At 48.1% G+C, this 22166-nt stretch carries 25 protein-coding genes; 24 read left to right on the top strand and 1 reads right to left on the bottom strand.

Annotation, left to right across the window (positions count from 1 at the left end; all coding sequences use genetic code 11):
• The first annotated feature begins 12 nt into the window (after window positions 1-12).
• The 14 genes from ndk to ACQKD4_RS07510 all read left to right on the top strand — a co-directional run bounded on the left by ndk (window position 13) and on the right by ACQKD4_RS07510 (window position 11319).
• Window positions 13-432 (top strand): nucleoside-diphosphate kinase, encoded by a 420-nt coding sequence (gene ndk / locus ACQKD4_RS07575; RefSeq protein WP_074034630.1) that lies wholly within the window; start codon window positions 13-15, stop codon window positions 430-432.
• Window positions 433-534: 102 nt separating this feature from the next.
• Window positions 535-1314, top strand: coding sequence for a CheR family methyltransferase (locus ACQKD4_RS07570; RefSeq protein ID WP_074034629.1), 780 nt, complete (start codon window positions 535-537; stop codon window positions 1312-1314).
• A 9-nt stretch (window positions 1315-1323) separates the two neighbouring features.
• Window positions 1324-2487 (top strand): chorismate synthase, encoded by a 1164-nt coding sequence (aroC, locus tag ACQKD4_RS07565; RefSeq protein WP_427372961.1) that lies wholly within the window; start codon window positions 1324-1326, stop codon window positions 2485-2487.
• Complete coding sequence (locus ACQKD4_RS07560) at window positions 2481-3533, top strand: 3-dehydroquinate synthase (protein WP_427372960.1); 1053 nt, start codon at window positions 2481-2483, stop codon at window positions 3531-3533. Before aroC ends, ACQKD4_RS07560 begins: the two co-directional genes overlap by 7 nt.
• A complete protein-coding gene (aroA, locus tag ACQKD4_RS07555; protein ID WP_427372959.1) occupies window positions 3533-4783 on the top strand; it encodes a 3-phosphoshikimate 1-carboxyvinyltransferase in 1251 nt (416 codons plus the stop codon). Before ACQKD4_RS07560 ends, aroA begins: the two co-directional genes overlap by 1 nt.
• Window positions 4784-4812: 29 nt before the next feature.
• On the top strand, window positions 4813-6087 hold the full coding sequence (locus tag ACQKD4_RS07550) for a tetratricopeptide repeat protein (RefSeq protein ID WP_214745370.1): 1275 nt from the start codon (window positions 4813-4815) through the stop codon (window positions 6085-6087).
• A 23-nt stretch (window positions 6088-6110) separates the two neighbouring features.
• Complete coding sequence (locus tag ACQKD4_RS07545) at window positions 6111-6644, top strand: ReoY family proteolytic degradation factor (RefSeq protein ID WP_214691878.1); 534 nt, start codon at window positions 6111-6113, stop codon at window positions 6642-6644.
• A gap of 160 nt (window positions 6645-6804) precedes the next feature.
• Complete coding sequence (locus tag ACQKD4_RS07540) at window positions 6805-7245, top strand: DUF2487 family protein (protein WP_427372957.1); 441 nt, start codon at window positions 6805-6807, stop codon at window positions 7243-7245.
• 110 nt (window positions 7246-7355) lie between these two features.
• Entirely contained in the window at window positions 7356-7859 is a 504-nt protein-coding gene (locus tag ACQKD4_RS07535; RefSeq protein WP_214691882.1) for a ubiquinol-cytochrome c reductase iron-sulfur subunit, read from the top strand.
• A gap of 15 nt (window positions 7860-7874) precedes the next feature.
• Window positions 7875-8546: a menaquinol-cytochrome c reductase cytochrome b subunit gene (gene qcrB, locus ACQKD4_RS07530; protein WP_015881478.1), complete on the top strand. Its 672-nt coding sequence runs from the start codon at window positions 7875-7877 to the stop codon at window positions 8544-8546.
• 33 nt (window positions 8547-8579) lie between these two features.
• Window positions 8580-9374, top strand: a complete 795-nt coding sequence (locus tag ACQKD4_RS07525; RefSeq protein WP_074034621.1) for a menaquinol-cytochrome c reductase cytochrome b/c subunit — start codon at window positions 8580-8582, stop codon at window positions 9372-9374.
• 88 nt (window positions 9375-9462) lie between these two features.
• Window positions 9463-10080 carry a DUF1405 domain-containing protein gene (locus ACQKD4_RS07520; RefSeq protein WP_427372956.1) on the top strand — a complete coding sequence of 206 codons (618 nt, stop codon included), beginning with the start codon at window positions 9463-9465 and terminating at the stop codon, window positions 10078-10080.
• Between the two features lie 38 nt (window positions 10081-10118).
• Window positions 10119-10802 (top strand): zinc metallopeptidase, encoded by a 684-nt coding sequence (locus ACQKD4_RS07515; RefSeq protein ID WP_214691886.1) that lies wholly within the window; start codon window positions 10119-10121, stop codon window positions 10800-10802.
• A gap of 61 nt (window positions 10803-10863) precedes the next feature.
• Window positions 10864-11319 carry a GreA/GreB family elongation factor gene (locus ACQKD4_RS07510; RefSeq protein ID WP_427372955.1) on the top strand — a complete coding sequence of 152 codons (456 nt, stop codon included), beginning with the start codon at window positions 10864-10866 and terminating at the stop codon, window positions 11317-11319.
• A 41-nt stretch (window positions 11320-11360) separates the two neighbouring features.
• Here ACQKD4_RS07510 and ACQKD4_RS07505 read toward each other — a convergent pair whose 3' ends face one another.
• On the bottom strand, window positions 11361-12236 hold the full coding sequence (locus tag ACQKD4_RS07505; protein WP_074034617.1) for a YitT family protein: 876 nt from the start codon (window positions 12234-12236) through the stop codon (window positions 11361-11363).
• A 112-nt stretch (window positions 12237-12348) separates the two neighbouring features.
• Here ACQKD4_RS07505 and bshB1 point away from each other — a divergent pair, with 112 nt between their 5' ends.
• From bshB1 to ACQKD4_RS07455, 10 genes are all read left to right on the top strand, one after another.
• Window positions 12349-13032: a bacillithiol biosynthesis deacetylase BshB1 gene (gene bshB1 / locus ACQKD4_RS07500; RefSeq protein ID WP_427372954.1), complete on the top strand. Its 684-nt coding sequence runs from the start codon at window positions 12349-12351 to the stop codon at window positions 13030-13032.
• Window positions 13029-14150 (top strand): N-acetyl-alpha-D-glucosaminyl L-malate synthase BshA, encoded by a 1122-nt coding sequence (bshA, locus tag ACQKD4_RS07495; RefSeq protein ID WP_427372953.1) that lies wholly within the window; start codon window positions 13029-13031, stop codon window positions 14148-14150. Before bshB1 ends, bshA begins: the two co-directional genes overlap by 4 nt.
• Window positions 14147-15286, top strand: coding sequence for a CCA tRNA nucleotidyltransferase (locus ACQKD4_RS07490; protein ID WP_427372952.1), 1140 nt, complete (start codon window positions 14147-14149; stop codon window positions 15284-15286). The genes bshA and ACQKD4_RS07490 overlap by 4 nt, the downstream gene beginning before the upstream one ends.
• Window positions 15259-16221 carry a biotin--[acetyl-CoA-carboxylase] ligase gene (locus ACQKD4_RS07485; protein ID WP_214691900.1) on the top strand — a complete coding sequence of 321 codons (963 nt, stop codon included), beginning with the start codon at window positions 15259-15261 and terminating at the stop codon, window positions 16219-16221. Before ACQKD4_RS07490 ends, ACQKD4_RS07485 begins: the two co-directional genes overlap by 28 nt.
• A gap of 224 nt (window positions 16222-16445) precedes the next feature.
• On the top strand, window positions 16446-17279 hold the full coding sequence (gene panB / locus ACQKD4_RS07480) for a 3-methyl-2-oxobutanoate hydroxymethyltransferase (RefSeq protein WP_214691902.1): 834 nt from the start codon (window positions 16446-16448) through the stop codon (window positions 17277-17279).
• Window positions 17279-18109, top strand: coding sequence for a pantoate--beta-alanine ligase (panC, locus tag ACQKD4_RS07475; protein WP_427372951.1), 831 nt, complete (start codon window positions 17279-17281; stop codon window positions 18107-18109). Before panB ends, panC begins: the two co-directional genes overlap by 1 nt.
• 5 nt (window positions 18110-18114) lie before the next feature.
• A complete protein-coding gene (panD, locus tag ACQKD4_RS07470; protein WP_015881490.1) occupies window positions 18115-18498 on the top strand; it encodes an aspartate 1-decarboxylase in 384 nt (127 codons plus the stop codon).
• Window positions 18499-18604: 106 nt separating this feature from the next.
• The gene (dinG, locus tag ACQKD4_RS07465) at window positions 18605-21415 is read left to right on the top strand and encodes an ATP-dependent DNA helicase DinG (protein ID WP_427372950.1); all 2811 of its coding nucleotides are present in this window, start codon (window positions 18605-18607) and stop codon (window positions 21413-21415) included.
• Between the two features lie 63 nt (window positions 21416-21478).
• Complete coding sequence (locus ACQKD4_RS07460; protein WP_015881492.1) at window positions 21479-21664, top strand: YpmA family protein; 186 nt, start codon at window positions 21479-21481, stop codon at window positions 21662-21664.
• Window positions 21661-22146: a hypothetical protein gene (locus ACQKD4_RS07455; protein WP_214783631.1), complete on the top strand. Its 486-nt coding sequence runs from the start codon at window positions 21661-21663 to the stop codon at window positions 22144-22146. Before ACQKD4_RS07460 ends, ACQKD4_RS07455 begins: the two co-directional genes overlap by 4 nt.
• Window positions 22147-22166 lie beyond the last annotated feature (20 nt).

Here is a 22166-nt window from a genome sequence, read left to right as displayed (position 1 = left end):
GGGATTTGGGGAATGGAAAAGACATTTTTAATGGTTAAACCGGATGGGGTAAAACGTGGATTGATTGGGGAAATCATCTCACGTTTTGAAAACAAAGGATATACATTGAACCGTCTCGAAATGGTGACACCGTCAGTTGAGGTCGCAGAGGCACACTACGCAGAGCATAAAGAAAAGCCGTTCTTTGGTGAATTGGTAGAGTTTTTGACTTCTGGTCCGGTCGTCGCGATGGAATGGGAAGGGGAAGACATCGTAGCCGTCTCTCGTCTCATGATCGGGAAGACAAAGCCGATCGATGCACAACCTGGAACGATTCGTGGTGATTTTGCATCGACGATGTCACAAAACGTAATTCATGGTTCTGATAGTGTGGACAGCGCAGAACGCGAATTGGCACTTTGGTTCGCAGGAGTTGCCTCACACGTTTCATGACTTTTCGAAGGGACGGGGAAACCTGTCCTTTTTTGATTCCCTTCTAAAAGCCTGTGGTCAGAAGAAAGAGGAAATGAGAAAGAATTGAGGTTGAAATTGGTGATGAATGATTATGCCATCTTCGTAAAAAAGTTTTATATCAAGTCTGGAATTGACTTGAATTTATATAAAGAGGCGCAAATGAAGCGTCGGATGGTCGCCTTACGCGAAAAGAAAGGATATGCGTCGTTTCTTGAATACTTAAAGGCGATGGAGACAGATCGACAGCTCTATGAGGAGTTCCTAGACCGAATGACGATTAACGTGAGTGAGTTTTATCGCAATCCGATCCGTTGGCAGCAGCTTGAAGAAGATATCCTGCCTCACTTGATTCGTTCGAGTCAAGGGAAGCTCCGCGTGTGGAGTGCAGCGTGCTCGACAGGAGAAGAACCTTATTCACTCGCCATGCTGTTGTCTAAACATCTGGCACCTTCTCAATTTTCCATTATGGCCACTGATTTAGATGATCTCGTCATTGAAAAGGCGAAACAAGGGAAGTATCACGAACGTGCACTCATCGACTTGCCAGACGAGTTTAAAAGCCGCTACTTTACGCGTCGTGGAGACGACTATTTCATTTCGGATGAGATTAAACAACTCGTGACGTTTAAAAAACACAATTTATTAGCGGATGTGTATGAACGGAACTTTGATTTGATTGTCTGTCGAAACGTATTGATTTACTTTACGGAAGAAGCGAAAGAAAAAGTATATACATCGTTTCAACGTGCCCTTCGACCAGGAGGAATATTGTTTGTCGGAGGAACTGAACAAATCTTCCAGCCTAAGCGTTATGGATATGCGATGAAACAAAGCTTCTTTTACGAAAAAATAGATGGATGAGGTGAACAGATGCGCTATTTGACAGCTGGTGAATCACACGGTCCGGGACTGACGGTCATCATTGAAGGTGCCCCTGCCGGTCTCGCTATAGATTTAAATCAAATTAACCTAGAGTTGAAAAAACGTCAGTCGGGATATGGACGAGGGCGTCGCATGCAAATCGAGTCAGATCAAGTAGATGTTCGTTCTGGTATACGTCACGGTAAAACGACAGGCGCACCAATCACATTCTGGATTGAGAATAAAGACCATACCCATTGGAAACACGTCATGCAAGCCGAGCCGATCGAAGATGATGTCGAAATCAAGCGCCGAGTCTCGCGACCGAGACCAGGGCATGCCGACTTGGTCGGTGGGATGAAGTATGACCATCGCGATTTGCGGGATGTTTTGGAACGTTCAAGCGCAAGGGAGACGGCGGCACGCGTCGCGGTCGGTGCCTTTTGTAAACAATTGCTTCAACAAGTTGGGGTGTCGCTCTTTAGTTACGTCAAAGTGATTGGTGGAGAACGGGCAGAAATACGTACATTTGAATCGCTCCAAGAAGCAAGAGAAGTGATTGACGCCTCACCCGTTCGGACGCTTGACGAAGCAGCTGCTGAGCGGATGATGCGTCGCATCGATGAAGCCAAGGCAAATGGAGACTCGATTGGCGGCATCGTCTGTACGGAAGTGCACGGTGTCGTACCAGGTCTAGGTTCATATGTGCAGTATGACCGAAAATTGGATGCGAAAATTGCGCAGGCGGTGTTGAGTGTCAACGCATTTAAAGGCGTGGAGTTTGGAGATGGTTTTGAAATGGCATACCGTCCCGGCTCTGAAGTGATGGACCCGATTGCATATGGAGACGAAGGATATACCCGACTCAGTAATCATCTCGGTGGTTTTGAGGGCGGGATGACAACGGGTATGCCGATTATCTGTTCAGCCGTCATGAAACCAATCCCGACACTCTATAAGCCTCTTCAATCAGTCGATATTGATACGAAAGAGGCATTCCTCGCTCAAATAGAACGGAGCGATTCGTGTGCTGTCCCTGCAGCATCACTCGTCGTTGAGGCGGTCATTGCGTTTGAAATGGCGAAGGAAGTATGTGAGACGTTCGGTCATGATACGATGGACCGAATAAAACACCGAATCGATGAGTATCGAGAGGAGTTACGAGTATGGTGACCATTCCAATCGCGGCATCGACCCCGTATCAGGTTGTCGTCGACGATCAAGACCGCTGGATGGAAACAAATGATTGGTCACGTTACCCGATGCTCTGGGTCGTCACGGATGAACGGGTCGACGCGCTTTACGGGGAATCGTTCCTTGCAAAGTTGGAGCAAGTTCACCCATGCGTCGTCTCATCTGTCGTCAAGGCGGGTGATGCGTCGAAGTCGTTATCGCAACTCGAACAGCTCGTCACAGAAGGATTGAGACACGGATGCGACCGTCATACTCTGATTGTCGCTTTCGGTGGCGGGATGATCGGTGATTTGGCTGGTTTTTTAGCGAGTGTCTACATGCGTGGTGTTCCTTACATACAAGTCCCGACAACGATTTTGGCACATGATTCGGCTGTCGGTGGTAAAGTGGCCGTCAATCATCCGTTTGCGAAAAACGCGATCGGTTCATTCTATCAACCAATCGGTGTCTATTATAATGTTTCTCGTCTTCATACCTTGCCGGTTCAGGAAGTTCGGAGCGGTCTCGGTGAACTATTGAAACATGCGTATTTATCACGTTACGTCCTCGAATCCTCTTTCGAGGACGACTTGTTTTCCGCTCTTTCTGAACATGATGAATTGAATTGGATCACATGGCTAGCTCGTGGCATTGAAGTCAAACGAGCAGTTGTCGAGAAAGATGAGCAAGAGCAAGGCATTCGCGCTTGGCTCAACTTCGGGCATACGTTCGGTCATGCGCTTGAGTCCGTCGAGGCGTACCGTATCCCTCATGGAGAAGCGGTGTTACATGGGATGGTGTTTGCCTTTTTGTTATTGGGTGACAAGACACGGGCGAAACGGTTGTTTGAATGGATTCGTCTGAACGATGTCACACCGATTGACTGGAAACCGTTCGAGCAATATGTCGAAAAAATGATTCGGGATAAAAAGAATCGTCACGGCGAAATTCGGTTCGTCTTGCTCCGTGACACGATTGTCGTTGAATCTGTGCCGCTCGAGCACCTTGAACATACATTTGACCAGATGAAAGGATGGTGGGAATGATGAGTTTAAACGGTTCGATCCGTGTGCCAAGTGATAAGTCGATCACTCATCGTGCGCTTTTATTCGGCATGATGGCGACTGGGACGACGCGCGTCGTGCATCCACTTCTCGGTGCCGATTGTCGCTCTACGCTCGAAATCATTCGTTCACTCGGAGCAGAAGTGATCGAAAAAGAAGACGAACTCCTCATCACGGGGATCGAGTCACCGCGTTCGGCACGATTAGACTGCGGGAACTCAGGGACGACGATGCGCTTATTGATTGGACTCTTATCGGGGTATGATGGGTTATTTGAACTCGTGGGAGATGAGTCGTTGTCAAAACGTCCGATGCGACGTGTCAACGCACCACTCCGTGAAATGGGAGCGGACGTGAAAGGTGATTTGGCGCCGATCGTGATTGAAGGGAAAACGCTACAATCCATCGACTATACGTTACCGGTAGCGAGCGCCCAAGTGAAATCGGCTGTCCTCCTTGCCGGGTTACGTGCGGAAGGGACGACGATTGTTCGTGAGCCGATATTGTCTAGAGACCATACCGAGCGAATGTTGCCACTCTTTGGGGCTCGTCTCTCTGTGGATGAGGAAAAAGGAGAGCGCACTATTCGTGTCAAACCTTCTCGACTAAGCGGCGCGACGGTCGATGTGCCGGCAGACCCCTCGTCGGCCGCCTTTTTCTGGGCAGGGGCAGCCATTGTGCCGAATAGCTCTGTCACGACGACAGACGTCTGTTTGAATGAGACGCGAATCGGATTTTTGCGGACGCTCGAACGTATGGGAGCAAACGTCATCATCTCCAATGAACGAACCGTCGGGGAAGAATTGATCGGGGACGTCACGGTGACGACAAGTGAACTGTCTGGCACGGTCATAGAAGGGGATCTGATTCCGTCACAAATCGATGAGTTGCCGTTATTCGCACTCGTCGCTTCACAGGCGAATTCTCCGTCAATCGTGAACGATGCAGCAGAACTAAGAGTGAAGGAGACGGACCGGATCGATGTGGTCGTCTCGGAGTTGCGGAAATTGGGGGTGGACATCGTCGGAAAAGAGGATGGGTTTATCGTGAAACCGAGTCGTCTTCATGGCGGAAACGTCTCGGCTCATGGTGACCATCGTCTGTCGATGATGTTACAAGTCGCTACACTCGTCACGGATGAAACGATCCAGATTGAAGGCATTGATGCGTCCGATGTCAGCTATCCTGGCTTCCGTCAAGATTTACAACAGATTCAACGTGAGATAGAATAACGACAAACCGAAGGCCAGGAGGACGAAACATGCTAGATGAAGCAGCATTAACACATATTATCGAGATGCTTGAATCAGGAGAGACTGAACATGCTCTTGCGCATATAGAAGAACTTGAGAAAGACGGGTCGGATGATGATCGCTTAGCGATTGCTGATTTGTATTTAGAGCTTGGTCTTGCCGACCGAGCGACAGAAGTCCTTTCAAAATTGTACGTAGATTACGAAGGTGACCCAAACGTCGCCCTTTCACTCGCGGAGGCATATTTAGACAGTGACCGTGAAGAAGAGGCAATTGCTGTATTAGAGAAGGTCAAGTCAGATGACGCGGAGACGCAAGTGAGAAGTCTCGTCTTATTGGCTGATTTGTATCAATCTCAAGGGCTCGACGAGGTAGCTGTGAAAAAATTGATGGAAGCTCTTGAAAAGAATCCGGACGAACCGTTACTCATTTACGGGTTGGCGGAATTGTACGCTTCGACGGGATCGTTCGAGCAGGCCATCCCGCTCTATGCACGATTACCTAAAATGAATTTGCCGTCCGAAATCGATTACCAAGCTGACTATGCGGAAGCACTCACAATGGTTGGGTCGTTCGAAGAAGCGCTCGATGAATATGAAAAAGCAACACATCGCAATTTAAATACCGTCTTCGGACATGCGATGACAGCACATCGAATCGGTCGAGAGGAAGTTGCCATCAAGCAGTTTAAAGAGCTTCAGGCGATGGACCCGGACTTTACCTCGCTCTATCTTCCTTACACCGAAGCACTGGACGCGAATGGTCAGACGGAAGAAGCGCTTGAAATCGTCGATCAAGGAATCACGCGCGACGACTATAATGACGAACTTCGTCACGTGAAAGCAAAATTGCTCCTCAAGCTCGGTAATCGCGATGGCGCCGTTAAAGAGCTTCGAGAAGCACTCGTCTTGAATCCGGAATCGCTACAAGCGACAGAATTAATCTTATCGATTTTATTCGAAGCAGGAGAAATCGATGACGTCCTCGAAACAATAGATGCACTCGAAGATCATACGACATCCCCGCTCATGACTTGGTACAAGGCGAAGGCGAAATATGAACTCGAGGAATATGACGAAGCTGTCAGTTTGTATGCCTCGATTGAGCCGATGATGAAAGAGGACGTGTCATTTGTGACAGAATGGGCTACACTGTTGATAGAGGAAGGTCGTAGACAAGACGCACGCCGTGTGGTCGAGCAATCGCTTGCACTAGTGGTCGATCTTGAAGATCGCCAAGTGCTCGAAGACCAGCTCGAACAATTGTCTGATGACGTAGAATGATAAAGGGAAGGGAATGAGGTCAGATGGTCGAGCGGAAACGGAATTTTTTGAAGCGATTTGTCGCTCATCATACACTTCGGAAACGTGAAGCGAAATGGATTCTTGACTACTGGTTGAGACATCCGGATAAGCTTGGCAACGTTCATTTCGTAACAAACGCCTCGGTCTCGCCACGAAGTCTTGTGATGACGGCGTATGGATTTGACGGTGAACCGTTTCGATATCGACGGGGAGACCTTGTGACCATGAATCCTGAAAAGGCTTATCATGACATCCGTCTGCACGATGGGCCGATTTATGTAGAATTGAATTTTCAAGGCATGATGATTGATGAGAATTGGATTGACATCGTGGAGCAAAATCCGTTCGAACCGGTGGCGGAAGTGAAAGATGAAGTATCTTCTTCTGCTCAGACGGTCATCCAGGCTTCCGTTGCTCAATTCGAAGAAGAGCGTTTATTGATTGAAATCGATAAAGCACTCGACCGTCGGGACGAGAACTTATTCCGCAATTTGACGAGTCAACTCCACCAAGTACGTGAATCTAAATTATTTTGAAAAAAACAAGCGCTTCCGTTCCGGTTGGCGCTTGTTTTTTGGTATATTAATAACGTAGGAATACACAATTATTTCACAGTTCGTTCATAAGTTTGAAACGTGAACGAAGTCATGTACGATACAATAGACATGATGAGATAAGTTGGAGAGGAGGGAAAAGATGAGGTTCGATAGTCAAGGGGCACTGCGCTCGATTGCCGAACGACAATACGTCGATACGCTCATCGTTCCGCTCGCAGAATTGGCGTTTGGTGAGGATATGGTTCGTAAAGCCGAAAGCTATGAAGTCATTCATGCCGTCACGGTTGAGACAGAACGACAATTATCTGGTCGGACGATGCTCAGCCCAACAATCAGTTACACCGATGTGGAAGCTGGTGTTGAACTGGTGAAAGATGTGGTGGTAAAAGCGGAATCATCCGGTTTTTCTCACGTTTTATTTATTGCGTCAGACGTCCGTTTCAAGCCATATGATTTGCCGATTTTGTTCGTACCACCGCTCGCGCTAGGAGCGATGTCGAGCGATCAGGCGCACACGATGGTTCAAAATTTTGCGACACAAGTTATCACGGAACTTTCGAGCCGTTGGATGGCGACATGAAGCGGTTGACGTAGAGGTTTTATTGATATACTATTTTGTTGAGTGAGAAATTTTTGTGAAGAATGCATAAAGAATTATGGGGTTATGCACACGAATGAGGGGGGAACGAAATGGCTCAAAATGGGTCAAAAGTCACGCGCCGTCAGTTCTTAACGTACACACTGACTGGAGTAGGTGGCTTTATGGCGGCAACATTGATCAGTCCGATGGTCAACTTTGCGATCGATCCGGTTTTGAAAAAATCTGGAGCAGGCGACAAAGTAAAAGTAATGAGTCTTGATGACATCACGACTGAGCCGCAACGTGTCGACTTTAAGAAACAAACACAAGATGCTTGGTACGAATTTGAAGAAACACTCTCAGCATGGGTATACAAAACAGAAAGTGGCGAAATCATCGCACTCTCTCCGATTTGTACACACCTCGGCTGTCAGGTAGCTTTTGCGGGTGATCCGACTCGTCCACAAGAATTTTTCTGTCCGTGTCACTTAGGACGTTACGAAAAAGATGGAACGAACATCCCGGGTACACCACCAACAGCACCACTTGCACGTTATGAAAAAGAAGAAAAAGATGGCTTCCTATACCTAGGTAGCCCAATTTCACAGAAGTGAGAGGGGGACTAGTCGATGTTACAAAAAATTTATGATTGGGTCGATGAGCGCGTAGACATCACACCACTTTGGCGCGATATCGCAGACCACGAAGTACCAGAACACGTCAACCCTGCCCATCACTTCTCTGCATTTGTCTATTGTTTTGGTGGTTTGACGTTCTTTACAATCGTCATCCAAATCCTTTCAGGGATGTTCTTGACGATGTACTATGTACCAGATATCATCAACGCGCACGCGTCAGTATACTATTTGCAAAATGAAATCGCACACGGACAAATCGTTCGTGGGATGCACCACTGGGGCGCATCCGTTGCAATCGTCATGTTATTCTTACATACGCTCCGCGTGTTCTTCACGGGATCGTATAAGAAGCCACGTGAGCTTAACTGGGTCGTCGGTGTTCTCTTGTTCTTCGTCGTCTTGGCGCTTGGACTCACAGGATACTTGCTTCCATGGGACATGAAAGCATTGTTCGCAACGAAAGTTACGCTTCAAATCGCTGAAAGTGTACCGGTCATCGGTGGTATTGCGAAGACACTTCTCGCCGGTGGTGAGATTGTCGGGGCGAGCACGCTCGCACGATTCTTCGCCATCCACGTCTTCTTCTTACCGGCGGCATTGTTCGGACTATTGGGAGCCCACTTCTTGATGATTCGTAAACAAGGGGTTTCTGGACCGCTATAAGCCGATTCGAGGAGAAAAAGGAGGAGAAACGATATGCATCGCGGTAAAGGGATGAAATTTGTAACCGACTCTCGAGTAGGAATCTCGAATCGGAAACAAAACATTGCAAAAGACTATTCAGAATACCCAGGACGCACAGAGGCGTTTTGGCCGAACTTCTTGCTTAAAGAGTGGATGGTAGGGTCGGTCTTCTTGATCGGCTTCATCGCTTTGACAATCGTCGAAGCACCACCGCTTCAAAATATCGCCGATCCAACGAACACGTCATACATTCCGTTACCGGACTGGTATTTCTTGTTCTTGTATCAATTACTCAAATATCAATTTGCTGCAGGGGACTGGATCTTGCTTGGAACGGTCATCATTCCAGGTTTGGCGTTCACGGCACTTCTCATCGCACCTTGGCTTGACCAAGGTCTCGAGCGTCGTCCGGCGAAACGTCCAGTCGCCATCAGTTTCATGTTGCTTGGAATTCTCTCAGTCTTCTACTTGACTTGGGAATCTGTTCAAACGACACACTGGGATCAAGTTCACGCTCAAGGTGAACTTCAAATTCCAGGTGAAGGTCCTGAAATTGATACAGCTGCACCAGGATATGAGATTTATTCAGCTCAATCTTGTGTGAACTGTCACGGTCAAAACCTAGAGGGGGGAGCAGCAGCTCCAGCACTCGTGGGAACACAGTATACAGCTGAAGAGATTGCGGATATCGCTGTAAACGGGATTGGGACGATGCCTGCTGGTCAGTGGGACGGCTCGCCTGAAGATTTACAAGTACTATCTGAATTCATCGCTTCATATGGTGAAGGCGGCGAAAATAACGAGTAAGCCATAAAGTGTAGCCTGAGAAACCAGGCTACACTTTTTTACTTATATATTCGTATTGCGATAAACTGAAGAAAAAAGGATTGAGAACATGAACCCGACGTTTTTAAACACTTTCTTAATGAATCGAATCGTACTGACGTTATTATTTATCATCAACTTAGGCGGTACGATTTACGGCTATATTTGGTATGAGCCTCAACTTCGTGACACACCATACGTATATTGGCCGTTCGTCCCGGACAGCCCGACAGCATCCCTCTTCTTTACGATCGTCCTCGGATTATGGATCGTGAAGAAGCGTTCACCATTATTCGAGACGCTTGCATTCATTACCTTAATCAAATACGGCGTCTGGGCCGTCATCATGAATATCATGTTTTTAGGGACGTTACCCGTGGATGCACCGACCATCACCATCTTAATGGCGGTCATGTTGATGGTTTCTCATGGAGCGATGGCGCTTCAAGCACTCATTTACGCACCTTTTATGAAATGGACGATTACATCGTTTGTCTGTACATTGATTTGGGTAATTCATAATGACGTAGTTGATTATGTGCTTGGTCAATGGCCGCGCTATCCGTCACTCGCGGAACATATCATGTGGATCGGTTACGGCTCGTTTTGGTTAACGGGATTATGTTTTTTTATGGGATATGCGTTCGTCCTGCGCCCTTCGCTTGAAAATAAGTTCATAAGAATGTAAAATCGAATTATCAAATACACGCAGAGGTGAAATAGAAAATGTCATTAGGTGGCTATATTTTCTATCTTGCACTGATTATGCTCATCCCCTTATGGGCTCAGATGCGAGTGAAAAGTACGTACAAACAGTTTTTAAAACAACCGCTTCAAAGCGGTGTCACTGGCGCACAAGTCGCTGATTTCATTATGAAACAAAACGGTGTCCACAATGTACGAATCGAGATGGTCGATGGACTCATGAGCGACCACTATGACCCGGTCAATAAGGTCGTCCGTCTCTCTCGTGAAGTGTATCAAGGATCGACGATTTCGTCGGCAGCCATTGCGGCCCACGAGATTGGTCACGTCATTCAAGATGCGACCGACTACAAGATGATGCGCGTTCGACATAGTCTCGTTCCAGTCGTCAATATCACGTCGAACTTGTCATTCCCATTATTAATCGGTGGTTTCTTGTTCGGTGCACTCGGATTGGCACAACTCGGTGTCATCATGATGCTCGGTGCGGTCGTGTTCCAATTGATCACGCTCCCAGTCGAGTTCGATGCTTCGAAACGGGCGATGGCTCAGTTGACGTCACACGGAATTGTGACGGCGACAGAAGAGTCTGGCGCACGGAAAGTATTGAATGCTGCAGCATGGACGTATGTGGCTGCAACGCTCGTTGCGGTTGCCGAACTTATCCGTTTGGCACTCATCGTGTTTATGCCACGTGAGGAGTAGAACGAAATCCCGTCAAATTCGGCGGGGTTTTTTTATTTTGTGATGAAAGGAAATGTTGTTGATGAAACCGCAACTGACAGAGAACGGTCATGAGCAATTGAAAAATAAACTAGCCATGTTAAAGCAAGACAGGACGGATGCACGTGAACGTATACGTAAAGCGCGGAAATTTTGTGATTTTCGAGAAGATGTGACCTATACTGAGGCGGTACGGGAATATGAGCGGGTGGAGGCGGATATTCTAGACCTTGAACGCCTGCTTGCCGACGTGACAATCGTCGAATCCGAACAGTCAGAAGTCGTGACGTTCGGGAATCGGGTCGTGATTCGTGAAGGCGACGAGGAGACCGAGAGCTATCGAATCGTGAGTGAGGCAGAAGCAGATCTAGAACGAGGAAGCATTTCGATGACATCGCCACTCGGTCGGTGTTTGATGGGGGCGAGTGTTGGCCAAACGATTCAAGTCGAAACGCCCGGAGGTACGATTCAAGTCGAGGTGCTCAACATCGAGCCATAAAAAATCGCCCATTCATTCCTGTGAACGAGGCGATTTTTTGCTTATTTCAGTGGCATTCGATTCTCATCGAACGTAAAGCCTTCTCCGCCCACTTCATAGACGTGATGGAATGTGACGAACGCATGAGGATCGATCTGTTTGACGATCGTCTTCAAGCGATTCACTTCATTTCGCCCGACGACGACGTACAACACTTCAAGTTCACGGTTCGAATAGCCACCTTTGGCAAGTAGTCTTGTCGTGCCGCGGTTCATCGTCGCATGAATACCGTCGGCGATAGCAGTCCGATGGTCACTGATGATCATCGCCGCCTTACCGGCATACGTTCCTTCTTGCATCGAGTCGATGACACGTGCCCCGATATAGACAGCGAGAAGCGTATACATCGCCTCGCGGATATCGAGATACGTCAAACTGAGAACGATGACAAAGAAGTCAAAGATGAGGAATGTCTTTCCGATCGACCAGCCGATATAGCGTTGTACGAGTCGCGCGATGATATCGACGCCCCCCGTCGTTCCGCCATTGTTAAAGATGATTCCGAGTCCGACTCCGATAAAGAGACCGGCAAACAAACTTGCGAGCACCATGTCATCCGTCAGGTCGATGACGAGTGTAGAATATTTAGCGATGAGTGCATACCAAAGTGAAAATGAGAACGTCCCGATGAGTGTATAAACGAAAGTCGTTCGCCCTAACAACTTATAACTCATGAAAAAGAGCGGGATGTTTAACGCCAAGTTCGTGATGGAAGGCGAGATATCAAAGAGACCACGTAGAATCAAGGTGATCCCGGTGAATCCACCCTCTGCCAAGTTGTTTTGGACGTTGAAGTGATAAACGCCGAATGCAAAAATAAAAGAACCTATCAAGATGAATATAATATTTCGAACACGAATCGGTAATTGTACCGTCATCAGGTTCACCTCCCCTTAGATAGAGTACTCGAAAAACAGTTCGATTGACTACCCTGAACATATGACATTCAGAAACGAGTCGGCTATACTTTTCAAAGAAGAGGTGATGTAAATGAAAGTAGTAGCCATCGGGGCACATCCAGATGATATCGAGATCGGGATTGCAGGGATGACCGCCCAATGGACGAAAGAGAAGATTGAGGTCGTTTACGTCGATTTGACGAGAGCGGAACTTTCTTCAAATGGTGATGTAGAAATGAGACAACAGGAAGCCAGTGTGGCAGATGACGTGCTTGGTGTCCGCCGAATCAATCTCGGATTTAAAGACCGGGGAATTGACGGGGGAGAAGAACAGCTCAAGGCAATCGTCTCCTTGATTCGACGTGAGCGTCCAACACACTTGTTGTATCCATATGAAGTCGATCGCCATCCCGACCATGCGGCATGCGCTTATCTCGTGACAGAGGCGTTATTCAACGCGGGTATTCGAAAATATTTACCGGAGCTTCCGGCATATCGACCAGAAAGTGTGTATCAATATATGATCAATGCACATGTCGAGCCGGATGTATGCGTTGATATTAGTGACACGATTGAAGTGAAGACACGGGCACTCCAATGTTACGCTAGCCAGTTCACTCCAGTCGATGGGGTGAAAACACCGCTCACCGATGCATACGTGGAACGGGTCATTGCCCGTGAACGCCATTTTGGGAGCTTGATCGGCGTCGCTTATGCGGAAGGGTTGAAACGGGTGCGACCGTATGTCGTCAAACGGGCAGGTGAGCTCACATGACGTATCGAATCGGAATTCTTTGTTATCCATCTGTCGGTGGTTCGGGTATTTTAGCGACGGAACTCGGCATGAAGCTTGCGGACCGAGGACATGACGTTCATTTCATTACGAGCAGTATGCCGTTTCGTTTGAACGCCTATCATCCGAATATCACGTTCCACCAAGTCGAAATCAACCAATACTCGGTCTTTCGCTATCCGCCGTACGATATGACGCTCTCCGCGAAAATTGCGAGTGTCATCCAGTCATTCGGCCTTGATGTCATTCATGCACATTATGCCGTACCACATGCCGTGTGTGCCGCGCTCGGGCGTGAGATGGCCGGTGTGAAGACGCCGATCGTCTCGACGCTACACGGAACCGATATCACCGTTCTCGGTGAGGATGAGGAATTGAAACCGGCGATTTTATATGGGTTGCGCCAATCTAATGCGATTACGGCCGTCTCACACAGTTTGAAACGGGAGACAGAGGAGCGGATTGCTAGCAATTTGCCGATTCAAGTCATTCACAACTTTATTGATGAATCGGTATACACCCCACAATTCGACCCGACTTTACGGGAACGATACGGCTTAACGACAGACGACCGGGTCGTGATCCATATTTCAAACTTCCGTCCCGTCAAACGCGTCGATCTTGTCCTCGAGGCGTTCGATCAGATGGATGTCCCGCATAAAAAATTGTTACTCGTCGGAGACGGTCCGCTCATGGGTGCCATGCGCCGCCTCGTGACGGAGATGGGACTTGAAGATCAAGTCATCTTTGCCGGGAAACAAGAGCAAGTCGCTGCACTGCTCTCCATTAGTGACGTCCATGTCCTCTTATCAGTCAAAGAGGCGTTCGGTCTCGTCGCACTCGAGGCGATGGCAACGGGAGTCCCGTCGGTCGTCAGTGACGCAGGCGGACTACCCGAAGTGATCACGGACGGTGAGGACGGGTTCGTCGTTCCACGAGGCGATGCAACGAAAGCAGCTGTGGCCATGCAACAGCTGTTGACAGACGCAACGTTACAGGAGCGTTTCAGACAAAACGGGTTGGTGAAATCAAAACGATTCGCCTCACAAGACATCGTGACACAATATGAACGCTTGTATGAACAGGTGGTGACATCATGACAGAATGGGAGTATGCAAAACAGATCATCGAGACGATTGAACGACATGGCGGCGAGGCGTATATCGTTGGCGGAGCCGTTCGGGACTATGTCCTTGGAAATTTGCCCGATGATATCGATTTGGCCACGTCCCTCTTCCCGGAAGAAGTGATGGCGCTGTTCCCGAAATCGGTCCCGACCGGTATCGAACATGGAACGGTCACGGTCATCATCGACCATCATCCGTTCGAAGTGACGACATTCCGGTCGGAAGGATCATATTCAGATTCAAGACGTCCGGACCATGTCGCACTCGGTGTATCGCTTGAAGAGGACATGTTACGTCGTGACTTCACGATGAACGCGATGGCGTTTCATGATGGACAAGTCGTCGATTTATTCGGAGGACAACACGATCTAGATGAACGCATCATTCGCACGGTCGGGAGTCCTTTCGAGCGGTTTGGTGAAGATGCCCTACGCATCATGCGTGCGCTCCGTTTCATGTCTCAGCTCGACTTCACGTTACACGAAGAATTGCGTCACGCAGCGAGTTCGCTTAGTCACAAACTCGAACAAATCGCAATGGAACGCATCGCAATCGAGTTTGAGAAACTGTTGACGGGACCAGCCTATCGAAAAGCGTTAGCAGAGATGGTCGAGCTCGGCATCCATCGTCATCTACCGAACGTGACGACCGAACTGATGCAACGGGTGCAACAAGATGATCGCACTCCAGTGAATGCGGTCAGTGGGTGGGCCATCTTCCTCTATCACGCAAAAGATGAGGCATGGCTACTGCCATGGAAACGATCGAATGCAATCAAGCGGGAGGCTCGAGTGCTTGCGCAGCTCTGTGAGACCGGACTCGATGTGATGACGGTTTATACGACGGATGAGGGGACTCTCTCGACTTACTTTAAAATGAATGGTGAACCAGACCGCAGTCGCGAACTGAAAGAGTTACTCCCGATCCAGTCACGTCAAGAACTGAAATTCAATGGACGGGATGCGCTTGAACTCGGTGCGACAGGCGAGGCAATCAAGCATCTGTTGCTTGATCTCGAACGACGTGTCATTTCACAAGAGATTCCGAATCACGGGACCGTATTAAAAGAGGAGGCGAGACGATGGCTTCAACGCGCGGGCGTGTCTTGACGTTATTACAAAATGGGGAAGTGTGGAGCGGACAAGAATTGGCGCGCCAATTGAATATTTCACGTACCGCTATTTGGAAGCATATTGAAACCTTAAAGCAAGACGGGTACGCGATTCATACCATTCCTCGTAAAGGATATCAACTGATTGAACAGAGTGACCGTCTAGATGAACCAGCATTTGTCTCATTCCGTAAAGGTCGATTCGGTCAGACGGTCCATGCGTATGAACAAGTCGATACGACACAACGAATCGCTCATGAATTGGCGCAACAGCATGTGTCGGAAGGAACGATTGTCATCAGTGAAGAACAGACTGCCGGACGGGGACAGCTCGGTCGTCATTGGCATAACCCAAAACATGTCAATATTGCGGCGAGCATCATCTTAAGACCAGATTTACCGATTCGAGACGCATCGAAACTCACGTTGATGGCAGCGAGTGCATTCGCACGGGCGCTCAACCATCAAAATCTTGATGTCATGATCAAGTGGCCGAATGATTTATTATTGAATGGGAAGAAAATCGGTGGCATTTTGACAGAGATGCAGACGGAGGGTGATCGGATTCAGGCTGTCATCCTAGGATTCGGGATGAACGTCAATGGTGAGGAGATTCCAGACGAGTTAGCTCATCGGGCCACTTCTCTTTATCTAGAGACCGGAAAGCGATTCCGTCGAAGTGAACTGTTGGCTGAACTACTGGCTGAACTTGAAGTCGAATATGACCGATTCCTCGAAAGTGGTTTTGATCCAATCCGGATCAATTGGATGCAACATGCCGCCTACTTGAATGAAAAAGTCACGTTGAACGCTTCTCGTACTTCTCGTACAGGGGTCATGCGAGGGATTTCCGAAGAGGGCGCATTGCTTCTTGAAGAAGAAGGAAAGGTTGAACCGGTCTACTCTGCAGAGATTGCAGTGTGGAATGATTGATGAAAGCGAGACCATCGACTATACTTAATGTGTCGGACGCTATCAATTTTTGAAGTGTACCGCGCTTGCAGACTGTCACAATCAGTTGTCTGCCTTGATCATTTTGACAGGGACAGAAGGACACTACTCATGAAAACCATGAAATTGTTTTTCGTGCGCCTTCTTGCCAACCGTGTAAGAAGGCGTTTATTCTTTCCTGTCTCCACGTTTAGGAGGAGAAACAGATGCACACAATGACTTCGTTATTGAAAAAAATGAACGAGCAGGAAAAGCTCGTCATGTTGACGGCGTATGATTACCCGTCAGCCAAACTTGCCGAAGCGGCTGGGGTTGATTTGATTTTGGTCGGCGATTCTCTTGGGATGGTCGTCCTCGGGTATGACTCGACAATCCCGGTGACGACAGAAGATATGCTTCACCATTCGAAGGCTGTTCGCCGTGGAGCGAAAAACACATTCGTCGTGGTGGATATGCCATTTGCGACATACCATGGTGATTTTGACCGAACACTTCAGGCTGCGTCCCGTCTCTTCCAAGAAGGACATGCGGATGCAATCAAACTAGAAGGTGCAGGTGAAGTTCTTCAGACGATTGAACGACTCACTCAAGTAGGAATGCCTTGTGTTGCCCATCTAGGGTTGACCCCGCAATCGGTCGGTGTACTAGAAGGGTATAAAGTACAAGGGAAATCCCTTGAGGCGGCAGAGACACTGCTTCAAGATAGCTTGGCTGCCGAACGTGCCGGTGCGAAGATGCTCGTCCTTGAGTGTGTACCGCATCAGTTGGCGAAACGAATCGCAGAAGAGTTGACGATTCCAGTCATCGGTATCGGTGCTGGGGCAGAAGTCGACGGACAAGTACTCGTCTACCATGACGTATTAAAATATGGCGTGGACCGCTTACCGAAATTCGTTCAGGCATATGCCGACGTGAATGAAGTGGCGACAGATGCCATCCGCTCTTATGTGGAAGAGACGAAAGCTGGACAATTCCCGCTTGAACGTCATACGTTTACAATGGATGAGTCATTGCTCGACTCGCTGTACGGAGGAAAATGATGAAGATCGTATCAACAGTTGAAGAGTTACGTCACACGTTGCCAGCGGATCAAACGATTGGTTTTGTACCAACGATGGGATATTTACATGAAGGGCACATGAGTCTTGTCGAGAATGCACGACGTGAGAATGACGTCGTTGTCATGAGTATTTTCGTCAATCCGACTCAGTTCGGTCCGAACGAAGACCTCGACCGATATCCTCGTGACTTCGAACGAGATGAAAAGTTGGCAAGAGAAGCCGGTGTCGACCTTCTCTTCTATCCGACGACGGAGACGATGTACCCGCTTGATATGGCGCGTGTCACTGTGCGCCAAGGGGCGGATGTATTATGTGGGGCGAGTCGTCCCGGCCATTTTGATGGTGTGTTGACAATCGTCTCGAAATTATTTAACCTTGTTCAACCGACACGTGCTTACTTCGGTCTGAAAGATGCCCAGCAAGTAGCACTCATCGAAGGGTACGTCAGAGACTATTTTGTCCCGATCGAGATTCGACGCTGCCCGATTATTCGTGAGGAGACAGGACTAGCCAAGTCTTCTCGGAACGTATATTTGTCAGACGTTGAAAAAGAAGATGCGAGTCAAATCTTTAAAGCTTTGACGACAGCGAGAGAAACACTTGAAGCAGGTCATGATCTTGAAGAAGTGAAACAACGACTGACCGAACGATTACACGAGATCCCGAACAGTCAAATCGACTATGTCGAACTCGTTGACTACCCGACGCTTGCTGACGCTTCAAGCGATTCGAAGGAAATATTGATGGCGGTGGCCGTTCAGTTTGAGCGAGCCCGATTGATTGATAATGTGATTTGGAAGAAGGGATGAATCCAATGATTCGTACATTTATGCACGCGAAGCTTCATAAAGCAACGGTGACAGAAGCAAACTTACACTACGTCGGTTCGATTACAATCGATGAGGACTTGATGGATGCAGTAGGCATCATGGAAAATGAACATGTGCACATCACGAACAACCACAATGGCGCTCGTATCGAGACGTATGTCATCAAAGGCGAACGTGGTTCTGGTGTGATTTGTTTAAACGGTGCGGCAGCAAGACATTTCCAGGTCGGTGATGTTGTCATCATCATGGCGTACGGTCAAATGACTGCAGAAGAAGCGAAAACGCATCGTCCGAAAGTAGCCGTATTGAACGAGCAAAACGAGGTCGATCAACTTCTTTATGAAGAAATCGCTCACACGATTTTATAAAACATTCGGGGGTGTCGACAAAGGCATCCTCGTTTTTTCGTCGTTCGTTCTATGGTAAGATGAGACAGACAGAAAGCACGAGCGTGCCTAAGATGGGATGGATGTTATGGACACGTATGTGATTGTGGATATAGAGACAACGGGTCATTCCGTAAAGTCCGGTGATGAACTGATTGAGTTTGCGGCGGTCGTTGTACAAGATGGTGAAGTGATCGAGCGCTACAGCACCTTGATTCGACCGGGTCGACCAATCCCACCTTTTATTACGCAATTAACAACGATTAGCGATGATGACGTATGTGATGCACCAACATTTGAAGAAGTGATTCCCGACATTTGGAAAATGCTAGATGGACGGGTATTTGTCGCGCATAACGTCGCATTTGATTTAACTTTTTTAAACGAGAGCCTTGAACAAGCTGGCTATCTTTCGTTTCAGGGGAGGGCCATTGATACGGTTGAACTCGCTCGCATCCTCTACCCGACACTTGAGAGTCATGCCCTAGAAGCGTTATCGGAAACATTCAATCTCGTACATACAGACGCACACCGCGCACTCAGTGATGCGGAAGCAACGGCCGAGCTCTTTATCCGAATGCTCGAGCGCTTGCGCGACTTACCGGTCGTGACATTGAAACGACTTCGCGACTTGTCTGAGTCGTGGACGAGTCACGTCGAGCCGTTGCTCGATGAAATCATCCTCGAGGTCGGGATTCGACCAGACGACGAAACGCGTTTTGATATTCATCGAAAGATTGCGTTACACCGTCCAAGCGATACATTCGTTCCGGCAGAAGAACGAGAGCCATTTGAACCGTTCCTCCTTCGAACGATCGAAGAAACGCTCCCGTCAATCTTTGATCAATTTGAGCCGAGACAAAGTCAATTTGAAATGATGCGTCACGTCTATAAAGCGTTAGACGACGAGGAAACGTTGTTAGTCGAAGCGGGGACGGGAACCGGGAAGACGTTGGCGTACTTAATCCCAAGTGCCCATCATGCACTTGAGACGAAGCGCCCTGTCGTCATCAGTACGCATACGATTCAATTACAGGAACAGCTCCTGAACCGGGATTTGCCGGTACTTCGACAAATCTTTCCGGAAATTGAATTCACCTTGTTAAAAGGAAGACGGAACTATATTGATTTACGTAAATTCGAAATGGTACTCGATGAGTCGAATGATGGATTGTTGGTTTCGATGTGTAAGGCGATGGTACTCGTCTGGTTAACCGAAACTGAGACGGGGGATTTGGAAGAACTCTCATTCCCAGGATCTGCGACGCAAGGTCCGGCTTCTTTTAAACGGTTGATTCAAGCTGATGCTTCAAGTGAATTCGGACGGTTCGACCCTTGGTATAGCCGAGACTTTTTCACAAAAGCAGTCCTCCGTTCGAAAGAAGCAGATTTGATTGTCACGAATCACGCGCTCTTATTCTCTGATTTGCAACATCAGGCAGGCATCTTACCGACCGATACTCCACTCGTCTTAGACGAGGCACATCAAGTCGAAGAAGTGGCCTCTCACCATTTCGGTGTGACGTTTGACGCCATCCAATTTGATCGGTTGTTCAAATGGTTCGGATACGGTGCGGACGGGAAGTTTCATTCTCGGATCATTCAGCTAGCCGATTTGACGTCTGTGACAGAAGAGGCAGAGGCGTTCAGTCAACAGATTGATTCTGCGCTCGCACGGGTCGAAGAAGAGCTCGAAGACCTCTTGACGGCACTACAGTCGCTAGGAAAGAAAAAAGAACCCCGGCAAACCGTTCGATTCGAGCGAGAAGGCGCATCATTCAGGCCGATTCGTGAAGTGGCGAATCGATTAGAGGACAAGTTACGTACACTACGGACGTCACTCAGACATCTCCATCGACTGCTCGATGAGCGTAAAGAGCACATGACGTTCAAACAACGCGCACTTTTGAGTGATTTGAAAACATTGATTAGCGACGTCCGTGAGCTCGAAAGTGTCATTTATGAGACGATGCTGACACGTAATGATGATGCGGTCAGTTGGGTCGAGTTGAATTTAGGCAACCGTAAGTTGACATCGGTCTACACGCAACCGGTTGAAATCGGTCCGTTGCTGCACGAACGATTATTTAAGAAGAGACCGACGATTTTGACGTCAGCGACGATGACGGTCTCGGGCAAGTTTAGTTTTATGGAGCGTCGACTCGGACTTGAAGGAGAACCGGTCAGACGAGTCGTATTGCCTTCACCGTTCAACTTTAAGGAACAGGCAAAACTGTTTGTTCCGTCAGACTTCCCGTTGATCAATGATGTGCCGCTTCCTCAGTTCGTTGATCAGACCGCTCAATCGATTGTTCAAATTGCAAACGTGACAAAAGGACGAATGCTCGTCCTCTTTACCTCGAATGAATTGTTACGTCTCACTTACGAACAAGTAAAAGATCATCTCGACCCTTCTTATACGCTACTTGCTCAAGGGGTCAGTGGGGGATCGCGAAGCCGATTGACGAAACAGTTCAAGCGGATGGAACAGTCGATTTTATTCGGGACGGCCAGCTTTTGGGAAGGTGTCGATATTCCAGGTGAGGCGTTGACGTGCCTCGTCATCGTACGTCTTCCGTTCGCGCCGCCTGATCAACCAATCATGCAAGCCCGTTCGGAAAAAATTGAATCGATGGGGAAATCCCCATTCTTCGAGCTTTCGCTTCCTCAAGCAGTCATTCGTTTCAAACAAGGTGTCGGTCGATTGATTCGATCAAAATCGGATTATGGTGCGATTTTTGTGTTCGATCGCCGTGTCGAGACGACTCGTTACGGGAAACAATTCATCAATAGCTTACCGAAGGTGGACCGGATTGAAGGGACGCTAGAGACATCCTTATCCGAGTTAGAATTGTTCTTAGATGAAAAGGAAAACTCTGTGACAAGAAATGATAGATAACGCTAGGCATCATGATGTTATCGTTTTATAATGATACGTATAGGTTTTGGAGGAGGAGTCAACATGAATTCGAATATTGAGACGCTTGCGAGTGTGCGCATCGAACCGACGGCGGACGTTTATAAGATTGTCGATTTATTGAATCGGACGTTAAAAAGTCAAGATTTGATGTTCGGCCTTTCGCTTGAAAAGAAAGTGAATGATCCGAAGAAGGAAGAGATGGTCTTCACCATCTATCGTACAGAATGACCAGAAAAACAAAATGGATCGTCTCGTTACTGGCGGCACTGCTCGGTGTCGTCCTTGTCTTTAGCGTGATGTATCGATTCACGATTGGACACACAGAAAATCAAAAGGAACAACTCATCGAGGAAGCCTTGATTCGATTGAACGAGGAATCGCCAGACGTTCAAGTGGGACAAGGAGAGCTGTTCAATGGGACAGAGGCATACGTCGTTTTTCAGGAAGAGGACGGAGACTCGATTTGGTTCGTTCCACTCGATGACGAGTTCGAAATTGAACAACGTGAAATTGGTGAAGTGAATGCGAATGATGTCTGCGCTCGTTCTGTCCAAGATACAGGCGGACAACTCATCAGTTGTAAGTACGGATTCGACGAGAGAGCGCTAGTCGAAGTGGTCACAAAGGCAGACGCATCTTATACGTATTCGTATTACACGTTACAGACTGGAGAGTTTATTCGACGCGTCCAATTGACCGATCAAATGTGACGAATTAGAGGGGGATAACG

This window comes from Exiguobacterium sp. NPDC077395 (assembly GCF_050269125.1).
In the GTDB taxonomy this organism is placed as follows: Bacteria; Bacillota; Bacilli; order Exiguobacteriales; family Exiguobacteriaceae; genus Exiguobacterium; species Exiguobacterium aestuarii_A.
This window is presented reverse-complemented; position numbering and strand designations above follow the sequence as displayed.

Coding starts and splice junctions, on each gene's coding strand:
- panD (WP_015881490.1), top strand. CDS start 18,115: ATGATTCGTACATTTATGCACGCGAAGCTTCATAAAGCAACGGTGACA.
- ACQKD4_RS07535 (WP_214691882.1), top strand. CDS start 7,356: ATGGCTCAAAATGGGTCAAAAGTCACGCGCCGTCAGTTCTTAACGTAC.
- ACQKD4_RS07490 (WP_427372952.1), top strand. CDS start 14,147: ATGACAGAATGGGAGTATGCAAAACAGATCATCGAGACGATTGAACGA.
- qcrB (WP_015881478.1), top strand. CDS start 7,875: ATGTTACAAAAAATTTATGATTGGGTCGATGAGCGCGTAGACATCACA.
- ACQKD4_RS07510 (WP_427372955.1), top strand. CDS start 10,864: ATGAAACCGCAACTGACAGAGAACGGTCATGAGCAATTGAAAAATAAA.
- panC (WP_427372951.1), top strand. CDS start 17,279: ATGAAGATCGTATCAACAGTTGAAGAGTTACGTCACACGTTGCCAGCG.
- ACQKD4_RS07545 (WP_214691878.1), top strand. CDS start 6,111: ATGGTCGAGCGGAAACGGAATTTTTTGAAGCGATTTGTCGCTCATCAT.
- ACQKD4_RS07455 (WP_214783631.1), top strand. CDS start 21,661: ATGACCAGAAAAACAAAATGGATCGTCTCGTTACTGGCGGCACTGCTC.
- aroC (WP_427372961.1), top strand. CDS start 1,324: ATGCGCTATTTGACAGCTGGTGAATCACACGGTCCGGGACTGACGGTC.
- ACQKD4_RS07560 (WP_427372960.1), top strand. CDS start 2,481: ATGGTGACCATTCCAATCGCGGCATCGACCCCGTATCAGGTTGTCGTC.
- ACQKD4_RS07550 (WP_214745370.1), top strand. CDS start 4,813: ATGCTAGATGAAGCAGCATTAACACATATTATCGAGATGCTTGAATCA.
- bshB1 (WP_427372954.1), top strand. CDS start 12,349: ATGAAAGTAGTAGCCATCGGGGCACATCCAGATGATATCGAGATCGGG.
- bshA (WP_427372953.1), top strand. CDS start 13,029: ATGACGTATCGAATCGGAATTCTTTGTTATCCATCTGTCGGTGGTTCG.
- ACQKD4_RS07540 (WP_427372957.1), top strand. CDS start 6,805: ATGAGGTTCGATAGTCAAGGGGCACTGCGCTCGATTGCCGAACGACAA.
- ACQKD4_RS07525 (WP_074034621.1), top strand. CDS start 8,580: ATGCATCGCGGTAAAGGGATGAAATTTGTAACCGACTCTCGAGTAGGA.
- dinG (WP_427372950.1), top strand. CDS start 18,605: ATGGACACGTATGTGATTGTGGATATAGAGACAACGGGTCATTCCGTA.
- ACQKD4_RS07485 (WP_214691900.1), top strand. CDS start 15,259: ATGGCTTCAACGCGCGGGCGTGTCTTGACGTTATTACAAAATGGGGAA.
- ACQKD4_RS07515 (WP_214691886.1), top strand. CDS start 10,119: ATGTCATTAGGTGGCTATATTTTCTATCTTGCACTGATTATGCTCATC.
- ACQKD4_RS07570 (WP_074034629.1), top strand. CDS start 535: ATGAATGATTATGCCATCTTCGTAAAAAAGTTTTATATCAAGTCTGGA.
- ACQKD4_RS07520 (WP_427372956.1), top strand. CDS start 9,463: ATGAACCCGACGTTTTTAAACACTTTCTTAATGAATCGAATCGTACTG.
- aroA (WP_427372959.1), top strand. CDS start 3,533: ATGAGTTTAAACGGTTCGATCCGTGTGCCAAGTGATAAGTCGATCACT.
- ACQKD4_RS07505 (WP_074034617.1), bottom strand. CDS start 12,236: ATGACGGTACAATTACCGATTCGTGTTCGAAATATTATATTCATCTTG.
- ACQKD4_RS07460 (WP_015881492.1), top strand. CDS start 21,479: ATGAATTCGAATATTGAGACGCTTGCGAGTGTGCGCATCGAACCGACG.
- panB (WP_214691902.1), top strand. CDS start 16,446: ATGCACACAATGACTTCGTTATTGAAAAAAATGAACGAGCAGGAAAAG.
- ndk (WP_074034630.1), top strand. CDS start 13: ATGGAAAAGACATTTTTAATGGTTAAACCGGATGGGGTAAAACGTGGA.